The following is a 23,777-nucleotide window of genomic DNA, read 5'->3' on the forward strand; positions in this document are numbered from 1 at the left end:
TCCGAGCAGTCTTTCTTTCGACGCTCTCCGCCAGCGACAGCTACAGGTCTCTGACCGTGACGCCGTCCTCGCTCCCGACGTAGACGGCGTCGGCCACGCCGACGAACAGGCCGTGTTCGACGACGCCCGGGAGTGCCGACAGTGACGTCGCAAGCGCCTCCGGGTCGGCTATCTCGCCGAACGCACAGTCCAGCACGAGGTTGCCGTTGTCGGTGACGACCGGGCCGTCCTTCCGTTCGGCCCGCCGCAGGTCGGGGTCGCCGCCGAGCTCTCGGACCGAATCGGCGACGGTGGTCCGGGCCGCCGGGAGGACCTCGAGCGGCACCGGGTACGACAGCGTCTCGGCCTCCTTCGTGGGATCAGCGACGACGAGGAAGCGGTCGGCGCTCGCGTCGACTATCTTCTCGCGGGCGTGGGCTGCCCCGCCGCCTTTCACGAGGTCGCCGCCGGCCACCTCGTCGGCGCCGTCGATGGCGAGGTCGACGCGCACCGCGTCTAAGTCGGCGAGCGGAATCCCCGCCTCGCGGGCGAGTTCGCGGGACTGGAAGGAGGTCGGGACGCCGACCACGTCCAGTCCGGCGTCGACCTGCCGGCCGACGGCCCGGATGGCGTGGGCCGCGGTGCTGCCAGTCCCGAGGCCCACTACGTCGCCGTCCTCGACTGTCTCGGCCGCCGCCTCGCCGGCCGCGCGCTTCGCCGCGTCGGAGCCGCCCTGTTTCATGTGCGGAGATGCCGCAGACGCGGACAAAACGTTTGTTGCTCCGAGCGCTCGGCTCGGACATGGAGTGTACGTACTGCGGCAGTCCGGTCGAAGACCACGACCCGGTGTACCTCTCGGACGAGCCGAGTGGCGCGCCGACGGCGCAGTTCTGCAACTACGGCTGTCTGTCGGCCCACGTCGACGAGGCGGGCCTGACGACGGGTGCGGCCTGCGAGTGGTCGCCGGAGTGACCGTCGGTTCCCGTGCCGACATTCTTTTTCCGTCTCCCCTCGCGCACCCGGTATGACACTATTCGGGACGAGTGGCATTCGAGGACCGGTCGGCGACACCGTGACCGCCGACCTCGCGCTCTCTGTCGGGCGAGCACTGGGCGTCGACAGCGACCGCGTGGTCGTCGGCCGGGACCCGCGTGAGAGCGGCGAGTTCCTCCGGTCGGCGCTCGTCGCGGGCCTGCGCGAGAGCGGGACGGACGTGGTCGACGTGGGACTGGCGTCGACGCCGACGGTCGGGCGGGCCGTCGGGTGGCGCGACGCCGACGCCGGCGTCTCCATCACGGCGAGTCACAACCCGGCCGAGGACAACGGCATCAAACTCTGGCAACCGTCCGGGCAGGCGTTCGACACGGCGCGGCGCGAGACCATCGAGGAGCGCCTCGAAGACGGTGCGTTCGACCCGGCCGACTGGGACGAGGGCGGGACCATCGACTCGTGGGAGCGGGGTGCTCGCACCCGCCACGCCGAGGCGATTCGCTCGGAACTCGACCGCGAGACCCTCGCCAGTCACGTCGTCGTCGACGTGGGCAACGGTGCCGGCGGCGTCACCGTCGACGTCTTGCAGGCGATGGGCTGTCACGTCGAGACGCTGAACGGCCAACCCGACGGCGCGTTCCCCGGTCGTCCGAGCGAACCGACCCCCGAGAACTGCCAGTCGCTAGCGACGCTGGTCGCCGAGTCCGACGCGGACGTGGGTATCGCCCACGACGGCGACGCCGACCGGATGCGCGCGGTGGCCGGCGACGGCACCTACCTCTCCGGGGACGTCCTGCTCGCACTGTTCGCGCGGGCGGCCGCCAGTCCCGGCGAACGGGTCGCCGTCCCGGTGGACACGAGTCTCGCCGTCGCCGACCACCTCGCCGAAATCGACGTCGACGTGGAGTACACGCCGGTCGGCGACGTCTACGTCGCGGAGGCCGCCAGCGAGGACGGCGTCGCCTTCGGCGGGGAACCCAGCGGTGCGTGGATATGGCCCGACCACACGCTCTGTCCCGACGGCCCGCTGGCGGCCTGTACCGCGGTGACGCTGGACGCCGACCGACCGCTGGCCGACCGGGCCGCCGAGGTGCCGGAGTACCCCATCCGGCGGGACAACGTCGAGGTCGACGACAAGGGCGCGGTGATGGACCGGGTCCGCGACCGCGTGCTCGACGAGTTCGACGACGTGACCACGTTAGACGGCGTGCGCGTCGACCTCGGGGACGCGTGGTTCCTCCTCCGGGCCAGCGGGACCCAGCCCCTCGTCCGGGTCACCGCCGAGGCCCGCGACGCCGACCGGGCCGACGAAGTGCTGACGACGGCGCGGGACCTGTTGGCCGACGCGCGGGCCTGACGCTGTCGGGACTCGCGGCCGGCGGAGAACGCCCGGAGAGAGACGGCCCGGGCGAACGAATCGAGCGCTCGACCCCCAGTTCGATTACCCGCGTCGGGTCGACCGGGCCTCGCGGACGTCGGCCCCGTCGCGAATCTTGTCTTCACACTGCGGGCAGACCCGCGGTTTCTCGACCCCATTCGGCGTGAAGACACGCGCGTAGTCGGCCGTTACAAAATTGCCGCAGTTCTGGCATTCCGGCATACAGGTACGAACGACGGTCTATAGCGTCTTAATTGTTGGTGCCTTGGTAGTTCGTGGCACACCCGGCGATTGGGTGTCGACGACGCGCTCAGAACTCGCTCGTGACCGTGCCGTCCTCGCCGAGTTCGACGACGCCGTCGAACAGGGCGCGGAACTCGTCGACTGTCTCGTCGTCGTGGACCCCCTCCGCGAGGTGGAACATCCCGACGGCGTCGTACTCCGCCAGCAGTTCGAGGATGTCTTCGACGGCCTCCTTGGCCTGGTCCTCGTCGGCGTAGTAGATGAGTTCGGTCAGCGAGTCGAAACTCACGCGCAGTTTGCCGTCGTGGTCCTGCAGGAACGTCTCCGTCTCGGCGACGATGCCTTCTAGGTCGTCGGGTGCGGAGGCGTAGCGGACGTTCTCCGACTGTCGACGGGTGTAGCCGCGTTCGACGGACAGCGTGTCGAGGATGGTCGCGCTGTCCTCGTCGACCTCGTAGTACTCCAGTTTCTGCTTGACCTCGCGAGCGGTGGTCCGCGTCGAGATGACCAGCATCGCGTCGGTGTCCGTCGACAGAAAGTCCGTGTCGAGTCGGTCCGTCTCGCCGGTGCTGGGGTGCAGGAGAAGGATACCCGTCCCGCCCTCGACGGCGTCCGGCGTGTTGTCGATGGCCAGCGTATACTCCATGTAGCCGAGAAAGCGGGGCGACAGTCATTAAGTCTGCGGGTCCCGCTCAGAACACGCTGTCGGCCGTCGCCGCGCCGACCACGCTGAAGATGGCGCCGACGGTGGTCGCCTTCAGCGTCGTCACGGCGACGGCCGCCGGCGTCGGGTCCGGGAGGATGCCGCCCTCGACGAGGAAGGTGTCGGGGGCGGTGAAGACGAGTGCGAGGACGGCGACGGACCCGAAGGCGACAACCATCAACGAGACGAACCGTATCGGGATACCGGCGACCTCGGCCTCCCGGTCGATGTCGCGGTCCGCGTCGGCCTTGTAGAGGGCGCCGTACCCGATGGCGAAGACGATGCCGGCCACCAGTGCGGCGTGGACCGTCGTCATGTTCGCGGCCAGCACCCACACCTCCTCGGTGACGACGAACGGGCCGGCCAGCAGGAACCCACCCACGACTTGCTGGGCGGTGTCCGCGACACGGTAACGGGGGCGACGCCGGCGCATACCCGTCCGTGCACGGTCCTGTCGGATAACTGTCTCGGAGTCGGCGGCCGAGTCGAAGGGTGTTTGGCCGGGCCACTCCCACACTGGGCCATGAGCGTCAGCGACGAGTTCGACGACTGGGCGGCCCGCGGGAAGGACCGCGGGATGGAGGACCGCCACTGGCACACCGCCAAACACGTACTGGCCCGGATGCCCGTCGAAGCGGGCGACACCGTCCTCGATTTGGGGTGTGGGAGCGGCTACGCCGGCCGCGCTCTCAAGGAGACGAAGGACGCGGGCCGGACCTACGGCATCGACGCCTCGCCGGCGATGGCCGAGAACGCACGGTCGTACACCGACGACGCCGACGTCGGCTTCCTCGTCGGGGACTTCGAACACCTCCCGTTCGAGTCCGACAGCGTCGACCACTGCTTCTCGATGGAGGCGTTCTACTACGCCGGCGACCCCCACGCCGTCCTCGACGAGGTGGCCCGCGTCCTCCGCCCCGGGGGCACGTTCCACTGCGCCGTGAACTACTACGAGGAGAACGTCCACTCCCACGCGTGGGACGAACTGGTCGAGGTGCCGATGACTCGCTGGAGCGCCGCCGAGTACCGCGAGGCGTTCCGCGAGGCCGACCTCTCGGTGGCGGTACAGGACAACGTCCCGGACCGCGACATCGAGATACCGCCCGCTAGCGAGTTCCCCACCGAGGACTGGGACACCCGCGAGGCGATGGTCGAGCGCTACCGCGAGTTCGGGACGCTGGTCACCGTCGGCGTCGCGCCCTGACCGAGTCGTTTCGGACAGTTGTCAGCTCCGGGAACGTTTTTGACGGGCGATACGAAAGGTAGTGCGTGGCTACTCGCCAGCGGACGTACGTACTCGCGGGCCTGCTCGCCGCACTGGCACTGCTGACGACGGCGTTGCTGTCCAGCGTGCTGGCGACCGTCTTCTTCGCGATAACCGTCGCTTACGTCCTCTTTCCGCTCTCCGAGTGGTTCGTCGGCCACGGCCTCTCGAAGCGACTCGCCGCGGCGGCGGCGACGGCCATCGCCTTCGTCGGCGGGTCGCTCGTCCTCGTCCCGCCAGTCGTCGTCCTGTACCGGCGCCGCCGGGACCTCTTCGCGTTCTTCCGACAACTCCCCGAGGACGTCACCGTCGTCCTCGGCGAGATGCGTTACACGCTCGACATCCAGTCGGCGCTGGTCGGCCTCCGGCGGTCGCTGACCGACCTCGCGGTGGGACTCGCCAGCGAGACGCCCATCATCGCGCTGAAGGTCGTGCTGTTCACGATTCTGGTGTACGCGATGCTCTGGCAGCCCAGCGCACCCGGGAAAGTGCTGTACCGGACGATTCCGCACCCCTACCACGACGTCGTCACCCGCTTCCACGAGCGCCTGCGCGGGACGCTGTACGCCATCTACGTCCTGCAGGCGGCGACGGCCTTCGGCACTTTCCTCGTGGCGTGGGCCGTGTTCGCGGCGCTGGGCTACGACAGTGCGTTCTCGCTGGCCGTCGTCGCCGGCGTCCTCCAGTTCGTCCCAGTCGTCGGGCCGAGCGTGGTCGTCCTCGCCATCGCCGCCGCCGAGGTGGTCGTCGGCGACGTCGTCGGCGCACTGCTCGTGACGGTGCTGGGACTCGTGTTGGTCGGGTTCCTGCCGGACGCGGTCATCCGCCCCCGCCTCGCCCGCTACACGACGGGGATGCCGGCCAGCCTCTACTTCGTCGGGTTCACCGGCGGAGTGCTGTCGCTGGGGCTGGTGGGGTTCATCGCCGGGCCCGTCATCGTCGCCCTGCTCGTCGAGGCGGCGAACCTGCTCGCGGAGGAACGCGGGCCGGGCCAGCAGGCGCTGGGGTGAGACGACACCGACGCTCCGGTATCAGTCGTCGAGTCCGGTCGCCAGCGGGCGGTCCTCGGCCTCCCACTCGGTCAGGCTCCCCTCGTAGAAGTCGACCGTCTCGAACCCGAGGTGTCGGAGGACGACGTACGTGTGGCTGATGCGCCGGGCGGTGTTGCAGTACAGCACCACGCGCTTCTCGGGGACGATACCGACCGATTCGAGGACGTCGAGTGCCTCCTCGCGGGGCAGGAGGCCCCGCGTCTCGTCGTCGACGAGGTCGCGCCAGTCCAGCAGGACGGCCCCGGGGATGTGGCCCTCGGCGTACTCCTCGTCCTCGCGGGTGTCGACCAGCACGGCCTCGGGGTCGTCGGCCGCCGCGGCCACCTCGTCCGGGCCGACCAGCGGCGACGAGTCGGGTGGCGAGACGGTGTACTCCGTGGACGCCACCTCGGGTGTCTCGCTCGTCGTCTCGCGTTCGAGTTGCCAACTGGAGAAGTCGCCGTCGAGCAGGTGGAGCCTCGCGGGGTCGTGGCCCAACAGTTCCGCCGTCACCAGAAACCGGGCGGCGAAGACGCCGTGGTGGTCGTCGTAGGCGACGACGTCGGTGTCGGCCGTGACGCCGGCCGCCGACAGGATGGCAGCCCAGTCGTCCTCGCTCGGGAGCATCCCCGCCTCGCCCTCGCCGGTACGGAAGGTGTCGAACGGGACGTTCACCGCGCCCGGCAGGTGGCCGAGGCCGTCGTACTCCCACGCGTCGCGCACGTCGACGATGCGGACGTCCTCGCGGTGGTCGGCGACCCACGCCGCGGAGACGATGTCTGTCATTGGCTGTCCGTTCCGACTCGGGCCGCTTGAAGACTCTCATCGGGGCCGGTCGAAGGTGGTGGCAACTGTTGCCGGGTGTGTCGCGACGGGGTCCCGTGGCCCGGCCGGACCATCGCGCTGTCCGCCGTTCCGGTCGTCCGTCGTGTGTCTCGTTCACATTGGACGTTCGTGTGATAGAGGCAACATATGCCGTCAGGGGGGAGGAGTGGCCGTACATGCCGCCACTCGTGGTAATATATGTGTGGTAGCCGAATGGTTGGTCGCACAATGACTGATTACGCCAACGACGTGCTCGTCTCGGCCGACTGGGTCAGCGAGCACCTGGACGAGTTCCAGAGCGACGACCCCGCCCACCGACTCGTAGAGGTGGACGTGGACACGGAACTGTACGACGAGAGCCACATCCCCGGCGCCATCGGGTTCAACTGGGAGACGGACCTCCAGGACCAGACAACGCGGGACATCCTCTCGAAGGACGACTTCGAGGACCTGCTGGGCTCGCACGGCATCAGCGAGGACTCCACCGTCGTCCTGTACGGCGACAACTCCAACTGGTTCGCCGCCTACACCTACTGGCAGTTCAAGTACTACGGCCACGACGACGTGAAACTGCTCGACGGCGGCCGCGAGTACTGGGTCGAGAACGACTACGAACTCACCGACGAGGTGCCCGAGTTCGACGCCGTCGACTACGACGCCTCCGGCCCGCGCGAGTCCATCCGCGCCTACCGCGAGGACGTCGAGAACGCCATCGAGCGCGAACTGCCGCTCGTGGACGTCCGCTCGCCAGAGGAGTTCTCCGGCGAGATTCTCGCACCGCCAGGACTGCAGGAGACGGCCCAGCGCGGTGGCCACGTCCCCGGCGCGAAGAACATCTCGTGGGCGGCCGTGACCAACGACGACGGCACGTTCAAGAGTCGCGAGGAACTCGAAGCGCTCTACGCCGACGAAGGCATCGACGGTGACTCCACCGTCGTCGCCTACTGCCGCATCGGCGAGCGCTCCTCCGTGGCGTGGTTCGCGCTCCACGAACTGCTCGGCTACGACGACGCCATCAACTACGACGGCTCCTGGACCGAGTGGGGCAACCTCGTCGGCGCCCCCATCGAGAAGGGCGAGGCGGACGACTGAACGGAGTGAAGGCGTCCGCCTCGTGGCGGAACGGCGAGCGTAGCGAGCCGTGAAGCAGGGCGAGGCGGACGACTGACGCGAGAGCCGAGCGAAGCGAGGCTCTCGGAACGAACGAGCGGGGAACGAAGTGACCCGCGAGCAACGTAGCACGGGAGTCGGCCTCGACTCGAAGCCGACGACCGAGGCCAGTTTTCGACGTCGCCATTCTTTCGCGCGTCGCCCGGTGAGCCACGCCGCCGTTCGTACGGCGAGCACGCGTGGGCCAGAGCCAGTGGCGACGGCCCCCTCCGAGCCGTGGATTCAAGAGTACGGCCGCCAAGCACACCGTGTGGACCGACAGGAACTCGAAGCGGTGCTGCGCGAGACGTTCGACGCGGACGACGAGCCAGTCGCCGTCGTCGCGCGACAGGCCCGCGACTTGGCCGAGGCCGGGCAGTTCGACGCCGACTTCGACGGCGAACTGACCGTCGACACCGTCGTCCGGAACCTCCGGGACGCGCCCGACGACTATTCGCTCGTCGAGCGGTGGAACTGGTGGCTGGGGGCGCTGGACCTCTCACACGGCGGCTACGCCCGGTTCAGCGTCCGGCCGGACGTCGACAGCCGGTCGTAGCGGCCGCTCGGCAGTCTGGGAAAACGGGACGCGATACGCCAGTCAGAATACGCTGAGTCCGTGTGCCTCTCGTGCGTGTTCGAGGAGGGCCTCCGTCGTCTCGAAGTCCTCGCCGCAGCTGCACGTGTGGTACGTCGTCGGTGTCTGCTGGCGTGTCGCCATGACAGGTTCACCTTATCGCCCAATCATAATAATTGTTTATGTGCTACTGGTACCGAGGCACAAATTACGTGTTACCAAGTAACACATATCGCCAGACTGCGGCGGTTTCTCGTCTAACTATAGCTTGGGAAACACGACTGTCCTCGCCGCTGTCACACGCCGTCCGGTCGGACAGGCCGAACGTCGCCGCTCCAGCCACCCCCCTGTCGGGTGTCACCACGGCATAGTATCAGGAAGACTACCTTTCCTGCGCCGGAGGAACCACCGGCGACCACACACCCGTCCGTGTCGGTCACAGACTCATGCCCGTCGAACCCCAACAGCCGCTCGTCATCGCCCCAGTTGCGAGCCACCGACCGTGACAGACATCGACGCCGGCTCTGGCGAGTGCCGCGAACGGGTGTACGACGCCTTCGCCGACCGTCGGACGTCCGTCGAAGACGCCGCTCGCCGACCGACCGTCCTCTTCCGGTGACGAACCGACGGAGGGAAACCGTCACGACGACTACTGCGGGGCGATGGAGGTCCAGTTCCTCGGCGGCGCCGACGAGATAGGTCGGAGCGCCGTCCTCGTGGACGACTCGCTGTTGCTCGACTACGGGATGGCCAGCGAGTCGCCACCGCAGTACCCCGTCGGCGACGTCGACCCCGACGCCGTCGTGGTCAGCCACGGCCACTTAGACCACGCCGGAGCGGTGCCGGCGCTGATGTCCAGCGGGGACCTGCCGCCGGTCCACTGGACGCCGCCGACCCGCGACCTCGCGACGACGCTGGCCGAGGACACGCTGAAACTCCACGGCTCGACCCCGCGCTGTCCGTTCACCGACACGGACGTGCGCCGTCTCACGCAGGCGTCGGTGACCCACGGCTACGGTGAGTCCTTCGAGGCGGCCGGCTACGATGTGACGCTGTACAACGCCGGCCACATCCCCGGGAGCGCGCACGTCCTCGTGGACGACAGCGAGGTACGACGTACCTCGGGCAATCGGACGCAGTCCGATGACGGCGAGACGCAGTTGCTCTACACGGGCGACTTCCACACCGGGACCCAGCGACTCGTCGCTCCCTCCACCGCACGTCCCGAGGTCGACGCCGTAATCTGCGAGTCAACGTACTCCGACGTGACCCACGAGGCCCGCGAGACGGTCGAGAAGCGGTTCGTCGAGAGCGTCCGCCAGACCGTCTGGGAGGGCGGGACCGTCGTCGTCCCCGCGTTCGCCATCGGCCGTACGCAGGAGGTGATGCTCGTCTGTGCGGCCCACGACGTCGACTGCTACGTCGACGGGATGGGTCAGCGAGTCACCGAGCAACTGAAACGCCACCCGGAGTTCCTGCGGGACGCCGACGCGCTCTCGGGCGCGACCTCGGCGGCGCGGTTCGTCGACGGGCGCGACGGCCAACGGAAGCGTATCGCGAAGCAGAACACCGTCATCGTCACCACGAGCGGGATGCTCTCGGGCGGGCCGGCGATGACCTACGTCCCCGCCATCCGCCAGCACCCGACGAACAAGGTGGCGTTGACCGGGTATCAGGTCGAGGGGACGCCCGGCCGCGAACTCCTGGAGACGGGCAGTGCCGAACTCGACGGGCGGGTGCTGCCGGTGAGCGCACAGGTGGAACTCCACCAGTTCTCGGCCCACGCCGACCGCGAGGGGCTACTCGACTTCCTCGATAGCTACCGGGACACGGCGGTTCTGGTCAACCACGGCGACCGGACGGCGGCCTTCGCCGAGGCGTTGCGTGCCGACGGCTTCACTGCGAGCGCGCCCGAACTCGGCGAGACGGTCGAACTCTGACCCGGGCGGACGGCGCCGCGCTCACTCCTCGTCGTGGGTCTTCAGCCACTCGTCCAGCAGGTCACGGATAGCGGCGTCGCGGTTGTCGCGGTGGTCGGCGAAGGCCTTCTCGTCGATAGCCTCGAGCAACTCCTCGTCCAGTTCGAGTTCGACCTCTTCGAGGTCGAGGAACGTCTCGTTCATCGGGTTCGAAACAGGATGCGGGTGGGTAAATACTCTCGTCAGACGACTGTCCTGCGTTCGTGTGACACGGGCCGGCACACCCGTTCAGTGCAACGTCCCCTCGCGTTCAGCCACGTCGTAGGCGAACAGGGCGTACCCGACCTCGTCGACGGCGTACCCGGTCTCGCTGGCGACGTCCCGAATCGGGCCGAGCATCGTCACGTAGTCCGCCGCGTCGAACGACTCTTTGCGTCCCTCGAGATACCCCAGTCGCTCCAGCGAGGCCCAGACGCGCGTGTCGACGACGGCGTGGCGCTCGGGGTCCAGCGCAGTCAGCACCGCCGACGCCGTCGGCGCTTTGAACCCCGAGAGCCCGGAGAGGAGCTGAATCTTCGAGAAGTCGCCGTCGACGTGCCGGACGTTCCGCGTGACCTCCCGACACCGCTCCGTGGGGTTCGACTCGACGTGGTAGGCGCTCCGCGTGGAACTGGCGTACGCGACGTCGTACAACTGCTCGCGCGTGAGGTACCCCTGCTCGCGGTAGGTCGCGCCTATCCCGTCCAACCAGTCGGGGTCCAGCCCCTGCGTCTGTTCGTACTCGGCCAGCGACTGCTCGACGAGCGACCGTAACTCCATGTCCCCCGTTCGGCCGACCGTCTGTTGAGCGTTCGGACTCGGTTCGTTTTTCACTCGCGGACCGGTGGGTCCGACGATGGCATCCCTCCGGTCGCTCCTCCGGTCCCACCGGTCCGACGCGCTCGTCGCGTGGCTCTCGGCGGCGGTGTTGGCTGGTTCCGCCGGGCGGTTCCTCCTGCTCGGCGAACCGGACTGGGCGGTGCTGGCCCTCTGTATCGTCGCCGTCGTCCTCGTCGTCCCGGTCCACGAACGCGACCCGGCGACCACCTTCCCGGGCGAACTGGTGGCGACCGTCTCGCTCCCCGTCGTGGTCCGGGCGGTCGGTCTCGCGCCCACCGTGACCCCGTTCCTCGCCGTCGCGGGGCTGGCCGTACTGGTCGCCGTCGCCCTCGACGCGTTCACGTCGCTGTCGATGACGCCGCGGTTCGCCGTCGTCTTCGTCGTCGTGACGACGATGGCGTTCGCGGGCGCGTGGGCGGTGGCCGCCTTCGCCGCCGACCGGCTCTTGGGGACGGCGTTCCTGACGGACAAGACCGAACTGATGTGGGACCTCGTGGGCGCGACCGGCGTCGGCGTCGTCGCCGGCGTCGTCTTCGACCAGTACTTCGAGTACTCGGCCCGCGTCGACCACCTCCGGGAAGACGCCGACCGCGAGTCGACGGCACCCGAGGGGCCGACGACGTCGTCCGACGGCGACCGGCGTGCCCGCCTCGCCACCCGGGCGCTCCAGTTCGGGCTGGTCGGTATCAGCGGGGTCGCACTCCTCCGGCGGGACCCGACGTTGCTCGTCAACAGCGGCGGGCCGCTGGCGGTCACGCTCCTGCCCGCTCTGTTCCGGCGGGAGTACGGCTATCGGATGCACGGGGGGCTGGTGCTGTGGCTCGCGCTCGCGTCGACGCTCCACGCCGTCGGCGCCGTCGGTCTCTACCAGTCGCTGGGCTGGTACGACAGCCTGACCCACACGCTGTCGGCGACGCTCGTGGCCGGCGTCGGCTACGCCGTCGCCCGCGCCGTCGAAGACCACACCGGCGCCGTGTCGTTCGACCGGGAGTTCCGGGCGACGTTCGTCGTCCTGTTCGTCCTCGCCGTCGGCGTCGGCTGGGAGATACTGGAGTTCGCCAGCGGCGGCCTCGCGACGCTGGTCGGCGGCGAGGCCGTCCTCGCCCAGTACGGCACGACGGACATCGTCAACGACCTCGTGTTCAACACCGTCGGGGCCGTCGTCGTGGCGCTCTGGTCAAGTTCTCACTTCGAGGGGGTCGCTACGCTGCTCACCGACCGCGTCGGGGCCCTCGCCCGGCGCGAGGAGTGACGGCCCGCAACCGACACCACGGCGGCGACCGAACGCACGGGCATGGAACGCACGCGTCTCGACTTCGACCGCTACTTCGAGGTCGTCATGGAGACAGAGGAGGCACAGGCCGCCGAGATGACCGTCGACCCCGGCCGGCGCGTCGGCGGCCCGGAGAACTACCACGCCGACAGCGACCAGTGGCTGTTCGTCGCCTCTGGCACCGGCCTCGTAACCGTCGACGGGGCGACCGAACGCGTCGACGCGGGCGACCTGGTCCGCATCGAGGCCGGCGAACGCCACGGCATCGAGAACGACGGCGAGGCCCCGCTGGAGACGGTCAACTTCTACACGCCGCCGCGTTAGGCCACGCCGGCCTGTTCGTCCATCGGGTCGCGGATGTCGCCGACGACGGCCTCCAGCGCGTCGGTGACGGTCAGCATCCCGAGCACCTCGCCGTCTTCGATGACCAGCGCGAGTTCCTGACTCTCGGCCTGAAACCGGTCGATGGCGTCGCTGACGCTGGTGTTCGCCGTCATCGTCATCGGCGGGGCCGCGACGGCCTCGAGGTCGATGCCGTCGAGTAGGGTGCCGTCCAGCGGTTCCTCGCCCTGTTCGCGGACGAGTTCGGGGACGTAGACGATGCCGAGGAACTCGTCGAGGCTCTCGCCGACCAGCGGGTACCGGGTGTGTGGCGTCTCGGCGACCCGGCGGGCGTTCTCGGTCTCGCCGAGCGTCGTTGACAGGACGACCATCTCATCGCGGGGGACCATCACGTCCCGGACCTGCTGGTCGCCGGCGTGGAGCGCTGCCAGCACCTCCTCACGGCGCTCCTCGGAGAGGTCGCCCTCGCTCAGCACCGACCCGAGTTTGTTCCGGAGGTCCGCGCGGGACTCGATGACGTCCTCCTCGGTTTCGAGCCACGCACCCGTCATCTCGATGCCGAACAGTCCCAGCGTCCACTTCGCGACGGCGTCGCCCAGCGTGATGAGCGGCGAGATGAGCCAGTTGAACCAGTACAGCGGCGTCGCCCCGTAGCGACAGACGAACTGCGCTCGTTCGACCCCCAGATACGTCGGCGTCTGCTCACCGTGGGTCAGGTGGACGAGGTTGATGATGAGGAAGGCGATGAGCGCACCGAGACCGATACCGGCCAGTCGCGACCCGGCGAACACCGGTTCGAAGATGGCCGCGAGCGCTGGTTCGGCGACGATACCCACCGCGATAGAGGAGGCGGTGATACCGACCTGACAGGTGGTGAGATATATCTCGAGGTCGTTGGTCATCTCCCACGCTCGCTCCAGGGCGGCGTTACCGTCGTTCACGAACTCGCCTTCGGTGAACTGCCGGGCGCGAGTCAGTGCGAACTCGATGGCCACGAAGAAGCCGTTGGCGAGGATGAGGCCGAGGCCAGCGAGCAGTCTGACCGCTATCTCGACGGGTTGCATTGGCCGTGGGTTCTCGTTCGACCCGGGAAAAAGTACTGTCATCGAGCGGGCACGGAACCGCGCCGATGCCCCCGGCTCGCCCGGTCAGAACGGGAACAGCGAGTCGGCCTCGGAGTCCCGCTCCAGCAGTTCTATCTCGTGGCCGTCGGGGTCCTTCGTGAACGCGTACATGTCGTCACAGCTCTCGGGGTCGCGGTAGTCCGCGGCCTCGCGGGTCATTAGCTGGTCCCAGTCGTCCTGTAGGTCGTCGAGTCGGACACAGAGGTGGCCCCAGCCGTCGCCCATCTCGTAGCTCCGGCCGTCGTAGTTGTAGGTGAGTTCGACGGACATCTCCTCGGGGGCGGCGTCGGTCGGTTCGACGAAGTAGTTCGCGAAGGTGTCGGACTCCCAGCGCCCCACCTCGTCGTAGCCGAACTTGCGGGTCCAGAAGCCCAGCGCCGCGTCGGCGTCCTCGACGCGAATCATCGTGTGGTCGAGGCTCCACTTCGCGCCGTGGTCGCGCTGGACGATTTCGACCTCGTGGCCGTCCGGGTCCTTGACGAACGCGTAGCGCCCGCCGCAGGACTCGGGGTCGCGGTAGTCCTCGACGCCCTCCTCCATCAGCTGTTCGTACGCCGCTTCGAGTTCGCCCTCGGGGACCCGCACCGCGATGTGGCCCCACGCGTCCCCGATGTCGGGCGTCTCGCCCTCGTTGTGGGTAATCTCCAGCATCGCGCCGTCCTCGTGCATCTCCTCGGGCCCGAGGTAGACGATGGTGAACCCGTCGCCCTCGTGGCGGTCCTTCTCCTCGTAGTCCAGATGTGTCTGGTACCAGTCCAGCGACTCCTCGAGGTCGGCGACGCGAATCATCGTGTGGTCGAGTGTACCGTCCATACCTCCCCCCAGTAGCCGGGCGAACAAAAGCGGTCGGCCCGAGCGCCAAGTCGGCGGCCGGTCCGCCCGTCCCGCTCACCCGCCGAAGTCGTAGGTGACGCCGGTCAACTCCTCGGAGACGTCCCAGAGTCGCTCGGCGTCGGCCTCGTCCCGCGAGGCCGCGTTCGACTGCTGGAACTCGGGGTGGCCGCGCATGTCCAGCAAGCCGTCGGGCCCGACGTACTCGCCGCCGATGACCGCCTCGGCGGTGGCGGCGTACAGCATCGGCAGCGCCCCCTGTGCGGCCGACTGACCGAACAGCGCGTTTGCGACCTTCATCCCGGCCATCCGGAGCGACGACCCCATCTCGCGAGGGCCGCGGAACTGCAGGTCCGTGTCGGCGTACCCCGGGTGACAGGCGACGCTGCGGACGTCGGCGCCGCTCTCGTCCAGCCGCCGTTCGAGTTCGTAGGCGAAGAGGAGGTTCGCCAGCTTGCTCTGCCCGTAGGCCGACCACTTCCCGTAGTCCCGCTCGGACTGGAGGTCCGCGAAGTCCAGCTCGCCCATCTCGTGGGCGCCGGAGGACTGCGTGACGACGCGGGCCTCGCCGTCGCTCGCTCGGAGCGCGGGGAGCAGGTGGCCCGTCAGCGCGAAGTGGCCGAAGTGGTTCACGCCCAGTTGCATCTCGAAGCCGTCGGCCGTCTCCTGTCGCGGGATGGCCATCACGCCGGCGTTGTTACAGAGGACGTCGACGGCGTCGTACTCCTCGCGGACGACCTCGGCGAACGCCGCGACGCTGTCGAGGTCGGCGAGGTCACACTCCCGGACGTCGAGTTCGCCCCTGCCGTCGGCGCGGCGAATCTCCGAGGCGGCCCGCTCACCCCGGTCGAGACTCCGACACGCCATCACGACGGTCGCGCCCTTCCGGGCGAACGCCTTCGTCCCCTCGTAGCCGAGGCCGCTGTTGGCCCCGGTCACGACTACTGTCTGGTCCTCCATCGCCGGCATGTCGTCGGCGGTCCAGCCTGCCATGGACCCTCGTTGGGACCGGACACACAGAAACCTCTCGGCGAAACAGATGGGCATTTGCCCGTCGAGCGGGTACGGCCGGGTGATGAGCGACGTGTCCGTCACGGTGTACACGCGCGAGGACTGTCACCTCTGTGCGGAGGCCGTCGACACCATCGAACGGGTCGCCGCCGACGAGGGCGTCGAACTGGACCTCTCGCTGGTCGACGTCGACACCGACGAGGAACTGCGCGAACGGTACGGCGAACGCGTCCCCTACGTCCTGCTCGACGGGTCGCCGGCGTTCAAGTACCGCGTCGACGAGCGTCGACTGCGTCGGAAGTTGACCGCGTAGTCACCGCTCGGCCCGGCCGCGTTCGACCGCCTCGCGGAGCGCCGCCGTCGCCGCCTCGGGGTCGTCGGCCCCGGTGATGGCGGTGATGACCGCGACGCCGTCGGCCCCTGCGCGGGCCACCTCGGCGGCGTTCTCGGCCGTGATGCCGCCGATGGCGACGGTGGGGAGGTCGACGGCGGCGGCGACGTCGGCGACGCGCTCCGGCCCGATGCCGTGTTCCTCGTCGGGGATGTCGTCTTTCGACCCCGTGGCGTACACCGCGCCGACGCCCAGATAGTCCGCGCCGGCGGCCTCGGCGGCCTCGGCGTCCGCGACGGTCGATACCGAGCGCCCGACGATGGCGTCCTCGCCGAGTATCTCGCGGGCCGCGGCCACCGGCAGGTCGTCGTCGCCCAGGTGGACGCCGTCGGCGTCGAGCGACTGTGCGAGGTCCACGCGGTCGTTGACGACGAAGGGCACGCCGGCCTCGCGGGTCAGGTCGCGAATCTCGCGGCCCATCTCGTAGCGCTCGCGGACGGTGCGGTCCTTCTCGCGCAACTGGACGACGCCGACGCCGCCCGAGACGGCCGCCTCGACTATCTCCCGGGTGGTCCGCCCCGCCGACAGCGACTCGCCGGTCACCAGATACACGTCCCAGTCGACCATGGTCGCCGGTCGGTCGGCGCTACGCCTGTCTCTTGCGGTCTGTGACGGTCCTGTGCCAAAGGTATTATTCGCAAGCACGCCTTCGTTCGGTCGTGCGAAACTTCCACGTCACGACGGTGTGGGGCATTCCCATCCGCGTCAACATCTCACTGCTCGTCTTCTTGCCGGTGCTCGCGTGGCTCATCGGGAGCGGGTCACAGATAGAACTGTACGCCGGCCTCGTCGGCGGCCTCGCCGGGACGACGCTCGACCTCGCTCGCTTACAGGCCGGGTCGACGCCGTGGCTCGTCGGGACGCTGGCGGCAGTCGGACTGTTCGTCAGCGTCACGCTCCACGAACTCGGCCACGCGTGGGCGGCGATGCGCTACGACCTCGAAGTCGAGTCCATCACGCTGTGGATTCTCGGCGGGCTGGCGAGCTTCAAGCAGATGCCCAGAGAGTGGAACCGCGAGTTCTGGATAGCGGTCGCCGGCCCGATAACCAGCATCCTCGTCGGCGTCGTCTGTTACGCCGGCCTGCTGGCGCTGCCGGCCAGTGCGACCGTCACGCTGTTCGTCGTCGGCTGGCTGGCGGTGACGAACGTCTTCCTCGCGGTGTTCAACATGCTCCCGGCGTTCCCGATGGACGGTGGCCGCGTCCTGCGGGCGTTGCTCGCGCGCTCCCGCCCGTACGCCTCCGCGACGCGCATCGCCGCCCGCATCGGGACGGCCTTCGCCGTCCTCTTCGCCGTCGTCGGTGCGCTCTCTTTCAGTCCCTTGCTCCTCTTGCTCGCGCTGTTCATCTACGCCGCCGCGACGGGCGAGTCCCGGACCGTCGCGCTGTCGGACCTGCTCGACGGCCTGACCGTCGGCGACGTGGCCCGACCGGCGGCGCTGACCATCGAGGCCGAGGCCAGCGTCGAGGACCTGGTCGACCGGATGTTCGCCGACCGCTCGACGGAGTTCACCGTCACGCAGGGTGGTGAGGTGGTCGGCGTCGTCACCGTCGCGGACTTCCACGCCCTCTCGCAGGCAGAACGCTCCTCGGACACCGTCGCCGACCTGATGGAGACGGACCTGCCACGGCTGGCCGCCGACCTCTCGGCGTTCGACGCGCTGGTCGAACTCGACACGTCCCGGGCGAGCGCCGCTCTCGTCGAGGGGCCGGACGGCGTCCACGTCGTCTCCCGCGAGGACTTCTCTTCGGCGATGGAGATGCGTCGTCTGGTCGGGACCGGCGACCCGTTCTAGTCGCGCTGGCGGTACCAGTCGACGCTCCCGGCGGCCACCCCGAGTAGCGCGACGACCGAGAGCGCGAGGTGGGCCTCGCCGAACCAGAAGGGGACCCACGGCGCGACGGCCCGGACGCCGACTAACGCCAGCGAGAGCCCCGGAATCCGGCCGCCGTCGGTGGCCGTCCCGGTCCCGGTCGCCGCCTCCGTGGCGGTTCCGGTCCCGGCCGCCCCGTCGGCCGTCCCGTACAGTTGCGCGCCGACCCGTTCGCCCTCGGGGAGTCGCTCGGCCTCGTAGGGGATGGGTGAGTCGCTGGGCGTCCCCGTGCTCCAGACGACGGTGCCGTTCGGCGTCACCTCGAACACGCGCTTGTTCAGCGTGTCGGTGACCAGCGTGTTGCCGTTGTCCAACCGGTCGGCGTCACGGGGCCAGTGGACGTCGATGCCGCCCGCCCGTTCGAGCGTCCAGACCGGCTCCCAGCGGCCGTCCTCGCGGTGGAGTTCGACCACGCGGTCGTTGTCCGAGTCCGCGACGAGGACTGCCCCCTCGCCGAGCCACTGGGGGTTGTGCTGGTGGTTCAGAACCTCGGGGTTGCCACAGCGCATGTCGCCGTCACCGTCGAAGTCCGACAGTTGGCCGCCGACGCGGCAGGTGCTGTCGTCGCTCCCGCGGTCCTCGTTTATGACTTCGACGACGCCCTCGCCGCGCTCTATCAGCAGAATCTGGTTGGCGTTACGCACCGAGACGAGGTAGTGCGTCTCGTTGACGGCGTCCACGTCGTTGATGTGCAACCAGTCGCGCTTGGTCACGTCCGGCGGCGCGTCGTAGAACGAGGACGCGTTCCACTGCCACGTCACCGTCCCGTCCTCGACGGTGAAGACGCGCTCGTGTTCCATGTCCGAGAGCAGGTACTCGCCGGAGTCTAGCCGTTCGACGTCGTGGGTCTCGCTGTTCTTCGCGGTGCGGACGGGGAAGGCGTACTCGGAGACGACGCTCGGCCCGCCGTCGGCGTCGGGGTCGATGATGCGGAACCCGGTCTTCGTACACGGGGCCTCGTAGGGGCCACACCCGGAGTCGTACCCCGAGTGCATGAACCCGGCCATCACGGTGCCGTTCGGCAGCATCGTCACGTCGAAGTAGCTGTCGGCGCTGTCCTCGCGCCACGCGATAGAGCCGTTCTCGACGAGGTAGACGCTCCCTTTCTCGTGCCACCCGGGGCCACCGCCCTGTGACCCGACGAGCGTCGCCCCCTCGCTCCCGTCGCCGGCGACGCCGCGGTCCGGCGCCGTCGCCGCACCGACCGCGAGCGTTCCGACGAGGAGGAGGCAACTCAGAGCGACGAGCGCGGCACCGCGCGTGGCACGTTCCATCACCCCCGTCTCCGCCGACGGCGGAAAAAAGCCTTCCGGGGTCGGCGGGCGGTAGCTACAAAGGCCACGCCGACGCAGGCCACGACGATGCAGTCAGGACTCGCCGAGGCGTTCTCGTCGCTCGTCGGCACCGACCCACTCGTCACGGGACTGGTCGGCGGCCTCGTCATCGCCGGGATGAACCTCTTCGGGGCCTCGCTCGTGTTGGTGTGGCGAGACCCCTCCCAGGAGGCGCTGGACACCGCACTCGGGTTCGCCGCCGGCGTCATGCTGGCGGCGGCGTTCACGAGCCTCATCATCCCCGGCATTGAGGAGTACTCCGGCGGCAACCCGATTCCGACGCTCGTCGGCGTCGGACTGGGGGCGCTCTTTCTGGACCAGGCCGACCGGTTCATCCCCCACGCCCACTACCTCCTGACCGGGAGCAAGCGAGAGGACGCCGCCCACCCGAGCGAGTCGCTGCCGGTCGACGACCAGCGACTGGCCGGCGTCGTCCTGTTCATCCTCGCGATTACGCTCCACAACATGCCCGAGGGGCTGGCCGTCGGCGTCGGGTTCGGCGCGGCCGCCACCGACCCCTCACAACTGGGTGGTGCGCTGGCGCTGATGCTCGCCATCGGCATCCAGAACGTCCCGGAGGGCCTCGCGGTGTCGGTGGCGGCCGTCAACGCGGGCCTTGACCGCCGCCTCTACGCCGTCGTCGCGGGCGTCCGGGCCGGCGTCGTCGAGATTCCGCTGGCGATTCTGGGGGCCGTCGCCGTCACGCTGGTCGAACCCTTACTCCCCTACGCGATGGGCTTTGCGGCGGGGGCGATGCTGTTCGTCATATCCGACGAGATTATCCCGGAGACCCACCGGAGCGGCCACGAACGGGTGGCGACGCTGGGGCTGATGGCCGGCGCTATCGTCATGCTGTATCTGGACATCTCGCTCGCGGCCTAGCGGTCGTAGGGCCAGTTCGGGTCCCGGTCGAACCCGTCGGCGGAGACGCAGGCCTCGACCTCGTCCGGGTCACAGGCCCCGTGCTTCCGGAAGTTCTCCCGTGCCGTCGCCAGCGAGACGTGGTTGGTGTCGCTGACGTAGTCGACGTCGCCGAACTGGGTCGGGTCGTCGAGCCAGTGACACACTGGGCACACCTCGTAGGACCCCGGCCGCCCCTTCGGGAGTGTCCGGTAGCCACAGCACGGGCAGTACCCCAGTTCCCGTGCGGCGGGGTTGCCGGGCGTGTCGGTCGACATGGCCCGTGGTAAGTGACGACACATCAAAGAACTACCGGGTCGTTCACGGTGGGTGACGACCGCCCGACAGCGGTCTACTCGGACTGTGCGGCCTCGACTTTGCTGGCGTACTCTTCGAGTTCGGCCGCGAGTTCGCGGGCCTGTGCCGCCGACAGGGTGACCGTGTCGGCGTGGGGCTTCACCGCGTCCAGTTGCGTGTTGTCCATCTCCAACTGGAGTTCGACGTGGTCGGGGTTCTTCCGCGGGGCGGTGACGTTCAGCACCGCCAGCGCCTCCTCGTCGAAGCCGTGGCCCTCTACCTCGCCGTCGAGCAGGTCGAACGTCGTGTACGCGTTGACCTTCATGATGCGGTCTGCCATGCGATAGCGTTGGCGCGTCGTGGTCTAAACGCCTGCGCTCTCGGTCCTCGCTGGCAGCGACCGTCGGTCGCGTACCCGGCAGAGACGGTCGGTCGGTCAGTCGTCGGTGAAGCCGACCGTCTCCGCGTCGGCGGCGGCGCGCTCGATGGCCGAATCGAGGTCGAACTCGCGGACTATCTCGCCGCCCCGGAGCAGCGGTTCCATCAGCGAGACGGCGTCGTCGGGGCCCTCGTGGCTGGCGAGGCCGACGTGGTGGCCGCCGTCGGCGGTCCGGTACACCGACTTCTTGCCCGTCAACTTCCCGCGTTTGGCCGCGGGTTCGCCGTCGACTTCCACGATGTCGAGCGAGAAGTCCAGCGGGTCGGCGTTCGAGACGTAACTTCCGACGCCGAAGCCGTCGGCCACGTCCCGGAGACTCCGGAGTTGGTCGGGGCCGAGGCCGCCCGACAGGAAGATGTCCACGTCCTCGTGGCCGTGCGCGTCCAGCGTCCAGCGCACTTCGCGGACGATGTGGCGGAAGTCACCGCGCCGAGAGCCGGTCGTGTCGAGTCGGACGCCGTCTAAGTCGTCGACGGCGGCGGCCGCCCGCAGTGCCTCGTCCACCTCGTCGGTGTAGGTGTCGGTCAGCGCGATGCGCGGCGTCGACTCGGGGACGGCCGCGTCGAAGGCCCGCCACGCCGCCTCCTGTTGCCCGCGGCCGAAGCAGATGACCAGCGCGTGGGGCATGGTCCCGCCGGCCTCCCGACCGAGGACGTCGCCGGCGGCGACGTTCGAGAAGCCGTCCAGGCCGCCCAGCAGGGCCGACCGCTCTATCATCGCGCCCAGCGACGGGTGGACGTGCCGGGACCCGAAGGAGAGGAGCGACGTCTCGGGGGCCGCCCGGCGCGCTTCGAGCGCGCGGGTCGCGACGCCGGTCGGGTGGGAGAGAAAGCCCAGCAGCGCCGTCTCTAACCGACAGAACTCCCGGTACGGGCCTTCGATGCGCATCACCGGGCCGCCGTCGAACAGTTGGCCCTCCGGGAGGGCGTCGACGTCTATCGCCCGCCCCTCCAGCAGGTGCGCGGCGTCTTTCAGGCCGGCCAGTAACTTCCACGCCCCCGTGGCGAACTGGTTGGCCGTCACCTCGGCGACCACGTCGGGGTTCTTCCCCGCGTGCTCCAGTGCCTCCATCGTCCGGTCGAAGTAGGCGTCGGTCGCCCGACCCTCGCGGATGGTCTCGGGCGGGACGACGTCGAACTCCTCGCTCATACCCGGCTTTCGGAAGGTAGTTCAAAAAGGACCCCGGTCCACCGGTCGTCACGGCGTGCTCGCTGGGTCGCAGGAGGTGCTCGCGGTGCCGACGGTCACCGGTCGGCGAGTTCGGACCGCGTGCCCGCGTCGGTCGTCGCCTCGATGAGCGCCTCGCTTATCTCGCTCTTGCGGTGTGATACCTGCAGGTGGACGTAGACGTCGGTCGCCGTCTCACTGCGATGCTCACACAGTGGGCAGGCGTACGTCGTCTCGGGGTGCTCCATCGTCTGTGGCGATGTGTGCATCAGTCTGGATGATGTTGCCCAAGCTACAATAATCTGTCTATCAAACTGACCTTCCGCGTCGCGTTCCTCCCCGACGCGCTCGACGACGCATTCGCCGGCCGCCGGTCCTCACTCGTGTGCGTCGGCGACCGGCAGCGTCAGAGTCACCACCGTCCCGCGCGGCGCTCTGTCGGCGAAGTCGAGCGACCCGCCGAGGTCACGGAGAATCCAACTGACCTCCCAGAGGCCGAGGCCGCTCGTGTGCTCGAGTTGTGACCGGTCCCGTTCGTCTTTGAGGAGTTCGACCTCACGGTCGGGCATACCGGGTCCGTCGTCGGCGATTCGCAGGTCGACGTACCCACTCTCTGCGGCGACCTCGGCGCTAATCTCGACCGACGAGCCGTCGGTGTCGTTGTGGACGACGGCGTTCTCGACGACGTTGCCGACGGCGACCGGCAACGCGTCGTTCCCCCTGACTGCGGGCGTGTCCGCGAGCGAGACGGTGACGTCGAGGTTCGGGTGGTCGGCTCGGACCAGCTCGACTCCGTCGGTGACGACGTCGGCCAGTTCCGCCGCGTACGGTTCGTACTCCCCGGAGACGACTTTCTCGACCTCTCTGGTCTGTTCGCTAATCTGTCGGAGGTCGTCGATAGCGCCCTGGATGTTCCCGGCCAGGGACTCGGACTCGCCGTCGAGCGTGTCCTCCAGCACCTCCGCCGTCCCGTACGCCACGTCCATTCGATTACGGATGTCGTGGCGCAACGTCCGTGAGAGGACTTGGAGGCGCTCTCGACGTTGCTTCCGGTCGGTGACGTCGACGTAGTAGGCGTACTCCTCCTCCTCGGTCTCGTCGTCGATGGGTGCCGTCACGCGGACGAACTCCCGCTGTCCGTAGTCCGTCTCTAGGGTCACTTCGACCTCGGTCCAGTCGCTCTCGTCGGCCCCGGCGGCGGACTGTGGGGCCACCGACCGTTCTTCGCCGTCGATACGCTCCGGTTCCTCGTCCGGTGGCCGCAGGACGTCGCGCAGGTCCCGTCCGGCGAGGTCGGACTCGGTGTAGCCGAACACGTCCTCGAACGCGGGGTTGACCATCTCGACTCGGACCTCCTCGTCTTCGAACCGGACGGCGATGACCGGGTTCGGGACGTTCTCGAACAGGGCAACGAACTTGTCTCGCTCACGCGCCAGCGCTCGCTCCGTCGCCAGTCTGCCCGCGTCGTACAGTCCGAGGCCGAGGCCCGAGAGCACGGTCAGGCCAGTGATGGCGACGACGACGATGAGTGGTTTGAACCGGGACTGTAACGCCTGCGCGCCGAGGACGAGGGCCGCCGTGACACCGACTGCACCGACGGCCACCCCGACCCAGCGGCTCATCCGCTCGACCTGCAGGCGGTCGGCCTCGGTCGCGAACCAGTACCCCCCGACGACCAGCGAGAGGCCGATGCTCAGCGAGACGGTGTTCTCGAGCAGGGTCGTCCACAGCGGGTCGTCCTGTGTAATGGCGTCGGCGTAGACGTCCCCGGCGCCGGTCGCGAGGATTCCGGCCCCGGTGAGAACGACGACTGCCCCGACCACGACGCGTCGTGCCGTCAGCGTCGGCATTAGCGACCAG

The 23,777-nt window shown here is 68.9% G+C and carries 29 protein-coding genes; 12 read left to right on the plus strand and 17 right to left on the minus strand.

The features are described from left to right. Positions 1 to 40: 40 nt before the first annotated feature. Positions 41 to 721, minus strand: coding sequence for a ribose-5-phosphate isomerase RpiA (gene rpiA / locus EGH21_RS06935; protein ID WP_220617744.1), 681 nt, complete (start codon positions 719 to 721; stop codon positions 41 to 43). A 59-nt stretch (positions 722 to 780) separates the two neighbouring features. Here rpiA and EGH21_RS06940 point away from each other — a divergent pair, with 59 nt between their 5' ends. After that, positions 781 to 951, plus strand: coding sequence for a hypothetical protein (locus tag EGH21_RS06940; protein ID WP_236035436.1), 171 nt, complete (start codon positions 781 to 783; stop codon positions 949 to 951). A 52-nt stretch (positions 952 to 1,003) separates the two neighbouring features. Then, the gene (gene glmM / locus EGH21_RS06945) at positions 1,004 to 2,326 is read left to right on the plus strand and encodes a phosphoglucosamine mutase (RefSeq protein ID WP_220617745.1); all 1,323 of its coding nucleotides are present in this window, start codon (positions 1,004 to 1,006) and stop codon (positions 2,324 to 2,326) included. Positions 2,327 to 2,410: 84 nt separating this feature from the next. Here the strand turns inward: glmM and EGH21_RS06950 are convergent, their stop codons facing one another. From EGH21_RS06950 to EGH21_RS06960, 3 genes are all read right to left on the minus strand, one after another. Beyond that, a complete protein-coding gene (locus EGH21_RS06950) occupies positions 2,411 to 2,569 on the minus strand; it encodes a DUF7563 family protein (protein WP_044952319.1) in 159 nt (52 codons plus the stop codon). Positions 2,570 to 2,657: 88 nt separating this feature from the next. Further along, complete coding sequence (locus EGH21_RS06955; RefSeq protein WP_220617746.1) at positions 2,658 to 3,236, minus strand: DUF7090 family protein; 579 nt, start codon at positions 3,234 to 3,236, stop codon at positions 2,658 to 2,660. 46 nt (positions 3,237 to 3,282) lie between these two features. Then, complete coding sequence (locus EGH21_RS06960) at positions 3,283 to 3,726, minus strand: DUF2391 family protein (RefSeq protein WP_220617747.1); 444 nt, start codon at positions 3,724 to 3,726, stop codon at positions 3,283 to 3,285. Between the two features lie 90 nt (positions 3,727 to 3,816). Between EGH21_RS06960 and EGH21_RS06965 the strand changes: the two genes are divergently transcribed. Then, the gene (locus EGH21_RS06965; RefSeq protein ID WP_220617748.1) at positions 3,817 to 4,497 is read left to right on the plus strand and encodes a class I SAM-dependent methyltransferase; all 681 of its coding nucleotides are present in this window, start codon (positions 3,817 to 3,819) and stop codon (positions 4,495 to 4,497) included. A 65-nt stretch (positions 4,498 to 4,562) separates the two neighbouring features. Continuing rightward, entirely contained in the window at positions 4,563 to 5,567 is a 1,005-nt protein-coding gene (locus tag EGH21_RS06970; RefSeq protein WP_220617749.1) for an AI-2E family transporter, read from the plus strand. A gap of 21 nt (positions 5,568 to 5,588) precedes the next feature. Here the strand turns inward: EGH21_RS06970 and EGH21_RS06975 are convergent, their stop codons facing one another. Beyond that, on the minus strand, positions 5,589 to 6,374 hold the full coding sequence (locus tag EGH21_RS06975; RefSeq protein ID WP_220617750.1) for a sulfurtransferase: 786 nt from the start codon (positions 6,372 to 6,374) through the stop codon (positions 5,589 to 5,591). 267 nt (positions 6,375 to 6,641) lie between these two features. Here EGH21_RS06975 and EGH21_RS06980 point away from each other — a divergent pair, with 267 nt between their 5' ends. The 3 genes from EGH21_RS06980 (at position 6,642) to EGH21_RS06990 (ending at position 10,076) form a co-directional block, all read left to right on the plus strand. Next, positions 6,642 to 7,505: a sulfurtransferase gene (locus tag EGH21_RS06980; RefSeq protein WP_220617751.1), complete on the plus strand. Its 864-nt coding sequence runs from the start codon at positions 6,642 to 6,644 to the stop codon at positions 7,503 to 7,505. A gap of 298 nt (positions 7,506 to 7,803) precedes the next feature. Then, positions 7,804 to 8,118, plus strand: coding sequence for a WNWW family protein (locus tag EGH21_RS06985; protein WP_483867050.1), 315 nt, complete (start codon positions 7,804 to 7,806; stop codon positions 8,116 to 8,118). Positions 8,119 to 8,798: 680 nt separating this feature from the next. Further along, entirely contained in the window at positions 8,799 to 10,076 is a 1,278-nt protein-coding gene (locus tag EGH21_RS06990; protein ID WP_220617753.1) for an MBL fold metallo-hydrolase, read from the plus strand. A gap of 21 nt (positions 10,077 to 10,097) precedes the next feature. On the opposite strand, the gene EGH21_RS06995 is transcribed toward EGH21_RS06990, so the two are convergent. Then, positions 10,098 to 10,259, minus strand: a complete 162-nt coding sequence (locus tag EGH21_RS06995; RefSeq protein WP_220617754.1) for a ribbon-helix-helix protein, CopG family — start codon at positions 10,257 to 10,259, stop codon at positions 10,098 to 10,100. 84 nt (positions 10,260 to 10,343) lie between these two features. Further along, positions 10,344 to 10,874: a hypothetical protein gene (locus EGH21_RS07000; RefSeq protein ID WP_220617755.1), complete on the minus strand. Its 531-nt coding sequence runs from the start codon at positions 10,872 to 10,874 to the stop codon at positions 10,344 to 10,346. A gap of 76 nt (positions 10,875 to 10,950) precedes the next feature. Here EGH21_RS07000 and EGH21_RS07005 point away from each other — a divergent pair, with 76 nt between their 5' ends. Together EGH21_RS07005 and EGH21_RS07010 are read left to right on the plus strand one after the other, a co-directional pair. Continuing rightward, positions 10,951 to 12,186, plus strand: a complete 1,236-nt coding sequence (locus tag EGH21_RS07005; protein WP_220617756.1) for a DUF2238 domain-containing protein — start codon at positions 10,951 to 10,953, stop codon at positions 12,184 to 12,186. A 42-nt stretch (positions 12,187 to 12,228) separates the two neighbouring features. Further along, positions 12,229 to 12,531 carry a cupin domain-containing protein gene (locus EGH21_RS07010; protein WP_220617757.1) on the plus strand — a complete coding sequence of 101 codons (303 nt, stop codon included), beginning with the start codon at positions 12,229 to 12,231 and terminating at the stop codon, positions 12,529 to 12,531. Here the strand turns inward: EGH21_RS07010 and EGH21_RS07015 are convergent. The 3 genes from EGH21_RS07015 to EGH21_RS07025 all read right to left on the minus strand — a co-directional run bounded on the left by EGH21_RS07015 (position 12,528) and on the right by EGH21_RS07025 (position 15,497). Next, positions 12,528 to 13,613, minus strand: coding sequence for a hemolysin family protein (locus tag EGH21_RS07015; RefSeq protein ID WP_220617758.1), 1,086 nt, complete (start codon positions 13,611 to 13,613; stop codon positions 12,528 to 12,530). The genes EGH21_RS07010 and EGH21_RS07015 overlap by 4 nt on opposite strands. An 84-nt stretch (positions 13,614 to 13,697) precedes the next feature. Continuing rightward, positions 13,698 to 14,486, minus strand: a complete 789-nt coding sequence (locus tag EGH21_RS07020; protein ID WP_220617759.1) for a VOC family protein — start codon at positions 14,484 to 14,486, stop codon at positions 13,698 to 13,700. Between the two features lie 75 nt (positions 14,487 to 14,561). Further along, positions 14,562 to 15,497, minus strand: coding sequence for an oxidoreductase (locus tag EGH21_RS07025; protein ID WP_220617760.1), 936 nt, complete (start codon positions 15,495 to 15,497; stop codon positions 14,562 to 14,564). Between the two features lie 82 nt (positions 15,498 to 15,579). Here EGH21_RS07025 and EGH21_RS07030 point away from each other — a divergent pair, with 82 nt between their 5' ends. Next, positions 15,580 to 15,828 carry a glutaredoxin family protein gene (locus EGH21_RS07030; protein WP_220617761.1) on the plus strand — a complete coding sequence of 83 codons (249 nt, stop codon included), beginning with the start codon at positions 15,580 to 15,582 and terminating at the stop codon, positions 15,826 to 15,828. On the opposite strand, the gene thiE is transcribed toward EGH21_RS07030, so the two are convergent. Next, on the minus strand, positions 15,829 to 16,473 hold the full coding sequence (gene thiE, locus EGH21_RS07035) for a thiamine phosphate synthase (RefSeq protein WP_220617762.1): 645 nt from the start codon (positions 16,471 to 16,473) through the stop codon (positions 15,829 to 15,831). A 92-nt stretch (positions 16,474 to 16,565) separates the two neighbouring features. Between thiE and EGH21_RS07040 the strand changes: the two genes are divergently transcribed. Continuing rightward, complete coding sequence (locus tag EGH21_RS07040) at positions 16,566 to 17,702, plus strand: site-2 protease family protein (protein ID WP_220617763.1); 1,137 nt, start codon at positions 16,566 to 16,568, stop codon at positions 17,700 to 17,702. On the opposite strand, the gene EGH21_RS07045 is transcribed toward EGH21_RS07040, so the two are convergent. Next, a complete protein-coding gene (locus EGH21_RS07045; RefSeq protein ID WP_220617764.1) occupies positions 17,699 to 19,054 on the minus strand; it encodes an arylsulfotransferase family protein in 1,356 nt (451 codons plus the stop codon). The two genes, EGH21_RS07040 and EGH21_RS07045, sit on opposite strands and share 4 nt — an antisense overlap. A gap of 87 nt (positions 19,055 to 19,141) precedes the next feature. Between EGH21_RS07045 and EGH21_RS07050 the strand changes: the two genes are divergently transcribed. Then, entirely contained in the window at positions 19,142 to 19,996 is an 855-nt protein-coding gene (locus tag EGH21_RS07050) for a ZIP family metal transporter (RefSeq protein WP_220617765.1), read from the plus strand. On the opposite strand, the gene EGH21_RS07055 is transcribed toward EGH21_RS07050, so the two are convergent. From EGH21_RS07055 to EGH21_RS07075, 5 genes are all read right to left on the minus strand, one after another. Beyond that, the gene (locus EGH21_RS07055) at positions 19,993 to 20,292 is read right to left on the minus strand and encodes a CPCC family cysteine-rich protein (RefSeq protein ID WP_220617766.1); all 300 of its coding nucleotides are present in this window, start codon (positions 20,290 to 20,292) and stop codon (positions 19,993 to 19,995) included. The two genes, EGH21_RS07050 and EGH21_RS07055, sit on opposite strands and share 4 nt — an antisense overlap. A 74-nt stretch (positions 20,293 to 20,366) precedes the next feature. Then, entirely contained in the window at positions 20,367 to 20,651 is a 285-nt protein-coding gene (locus tag EGH21_RS07060; protein ID WP_220617767.1) for a DUF6360 family protein, read from the minus strand. A 96-nt stretch (positions 20,652 to 20,747) separates the two neighbouring features. Beyond that, positions 20,748 to 21,899, minus strand: a complete 1,152-nt coding sequence (locus EGH21_RS07065) for a nicotinate phosphoribosyltransferase (RefSeq protein WP_220617768.1) — start codon at positions 21,897 to 21,899, stop codon at positions 20,748 to 20,750. A 95-nt stretch (positions 21,900 to 21,994) separates the two neighbouring features. Further along, on the minus strand, positions 21,995 to 22,186 hold the full coding sequence (locus EGH21_RS07070; RefSeq protein ID WP_220617769.1) for a hypothetical protein: 192 nt from the start codon (positions 22,184 to 22,186) through the stop codon (positions 21,995 to 21,997). Between the two features lie 108 nt (positions 22,187 to 22,294). After that, complete coding sequence (locus EGH21_RS07075) at positions 22,295 to 23,767, minus strand: ATP-binding protein (protein WP_220617770.1); 1,473 nt, start codon at positions 23,765 to 23,767, stop codon at positions 22,295 to 22,297. Positions 23,768 to 23,777: the final 10 nt, after the last annotated feature.

This window comes from Haloarcula rubra, assembly GCF_019599465.1.
GTDB classification, from domain to species: domain Archaea; phylum Halobacteriota; class Halobacteria; order Halobacteriales; family Haloarculaceae; genus Haloarcula; species Haloarcula rubra.

Excerpts from the sequence above, each read along its gene's own strand:
- rpiA (WP_220617744.1), bottom strand. The coding sequence starts at position 721 with ATGAAACAGGGCGGCTCCGACGCGGCGAAGCGCGCGGCCGGCGAGGCG.
- EGH21_RS06940 (WP_236035436.1), top strand. The coding sequence starts at position 781 with ATGGAGTGTACGTACTGCGGCAGTCCGGTCGAAGACCACGACCCGGTG.
- glmM (WP_220617745.1), top strand. The coding sequence starts at position 1,004 with ATGACACTATTCGGGACGAGTGGCATTCGAGGACCGGTCGGCGACACC.
- EGH21_RS06950 (WP_044952319.1), bottom strand. The coding sequence starts at position 2,569 with ATGCCGGAATGCCAGAACTGCGGCAATTTTGTAACGGCCGACTACGCG.
- EGH21_RS06955 (WP_220617746.1), bottom strand. The coding sequence starts at position 3,236 with ATGGAGTATACGCTGGCCATCGACAACACGCCGGACGCCGTCGAGGGC.
- EGH21_RS06960 (WP_220617747.1), bottom strand. The coding sequence starts at position 3,726 with ATGCGCCGGCGTCGCCCCCGTTACCGTGTCGCGGACACCGCCCAGCAA.
- EGH21_RS06965 (WP_220617748.1), top strand. The coding sequence starts at position 3,817 with ATGAGCGTCAGCGACGAGTTCGACGACTGGGCGGCCCGCGGGAAGGAC.
- EGH21_RS06975 (WP_220617750.1), bottom strand. The coding sequence starts at position 6,374 with ATGACAGACATCGTCTCCGCGGCGTGGGTCGCCGACCACCGCGAGGAC.
- EGH21_RS06980 (WP_220617751.1), top strand. The coding sequence starts at position 6,642 with ATGACTGATTACGCCAACGACGTGCTCGTCTCGGCCGACTGGGTCAGC.
- EGH21_RS06990 (WP_220617753.1), top strand. The coding sequence starts at position 8,799 with ATGGAGGTCCAGTTCCTCGGCGGCGCCGACGAGATAGGTCGGAGCGCC.
- EGH21_RS06995 (WP_220617754.1), bottom strand. The coding sequence starts at position 10,259 with ATGAACGAGACGTTCCTCGACCTCGAAGAGGTCGAACTCGAACTGGAC.
- EGH21_RS07000 (WP_220617755.1), bottom strand. The coding sequence starts at position 10,874 with ATGGAGTTACGGTCGCTCGTCGAGCAGTCGCTGGCCGAGTACGAACAG.
- EGH21_RS07005 (WP_220617756.1), top strand. The coding sequence starts at position 10,951 with ATGGCATCCCTCCGGTCGCTCCTCCGGTCCCACCGGTCCGACGCGCTC.
- EGH21_RS07010 (WP_220617757.1), top strand. The coding sequence starts at position 12,229 with ATGGAACGCACGCGTCTCGACTTCGACCGCTACTTCGAGGTCGTCATG.
- EGH21_RS07015 (WP_220617758.1), bottom strand. The coding sequence starts at position 13,613 with ATGCAACCCGTCGAGATAGCGGTCAGACTGCTCGCTGGCCTCGGCCTC.
- EGH21_RS07020 (WP_220617759.1), bottom strand. The coding sequence starts at position 14,486 with ATGGACGGTACACTCGACCACACGATGATTCGCGTCGCCGACCTCGAG.
- EGH21_RS07025 (WP_220617760.1), bottom strand. The coding sequence starts at position 15,497 with ATGGCAGGCTGGACCGCCGACGACATGCCGGCGATGGAGGACCAGACA.
- EGH21_RS07030 (WP_220617761.1), top strand. The coding sequence starts at position 15,580 with ATGAGCGACGTGTCCGTCACGGTGTACACGCGCGAGGACTGTCACCTC.
- thiE (WP_220617762.1), bottom strand. The coding sequence starts at position 16,473 with ATGGTCGACTGGGACGTGTATCTGGTGACCGGCGAGTCGCTGTCGGCG.
- EGH21_RS07045 (WP_220617764.1), bottom strand. The coding sequence starts at position 19,054 with ATGGAACGTGCCACGCGCGGTGCCGCGCTCGTCGCTCTGAGTTGCCTC.
- EGH21_RS07050 (WP_220617765.1), top strand. The coding sequence starts at position 19,142 with ATGCAGTCAGGACTCGCCGAGGCGTTCTCGTCGCTCGTCGGCACCGAC.
- EGH21_RS07055 (WP_220617766.1), bottom strand. The coding sequence starts at position 20,292 with ATGTCGACCGACACGCCCGGCAACCCCGCCGCACGGGAACTGGGGTAC.
- EGH21_RS07060 (WP_220617767.1), bottom strand. The coding sequence starts at position 20,651 with ATGGCAGACCGCATCATGAAGGTCAACGCGTACACGACGTTCGACCTG.
- EGH21_RS07065 (WP_220617768.1), bottom strand. The coding sequence starts at position 21,899 with ATGAGCGAGGAGTTCGACGTCGTCCCGCCCGAGACCATCCGCGAGGGT.
- EGH21_RS07070 (WP_220617769.1), bottom strand. The coding sequence starts at position 22,186 with ATGCACACATCGCCACAGACGATGGAGCACCCCGAGACGACGTACGCC.
- EGH21_RS07075 (WP_220617770.1), bottom strand. The coding sequence starts at position 23,767 with ATGCCGACGCTGACGGCACGACGCGTCGTGGTCGGGGCAGTCGTCGTT.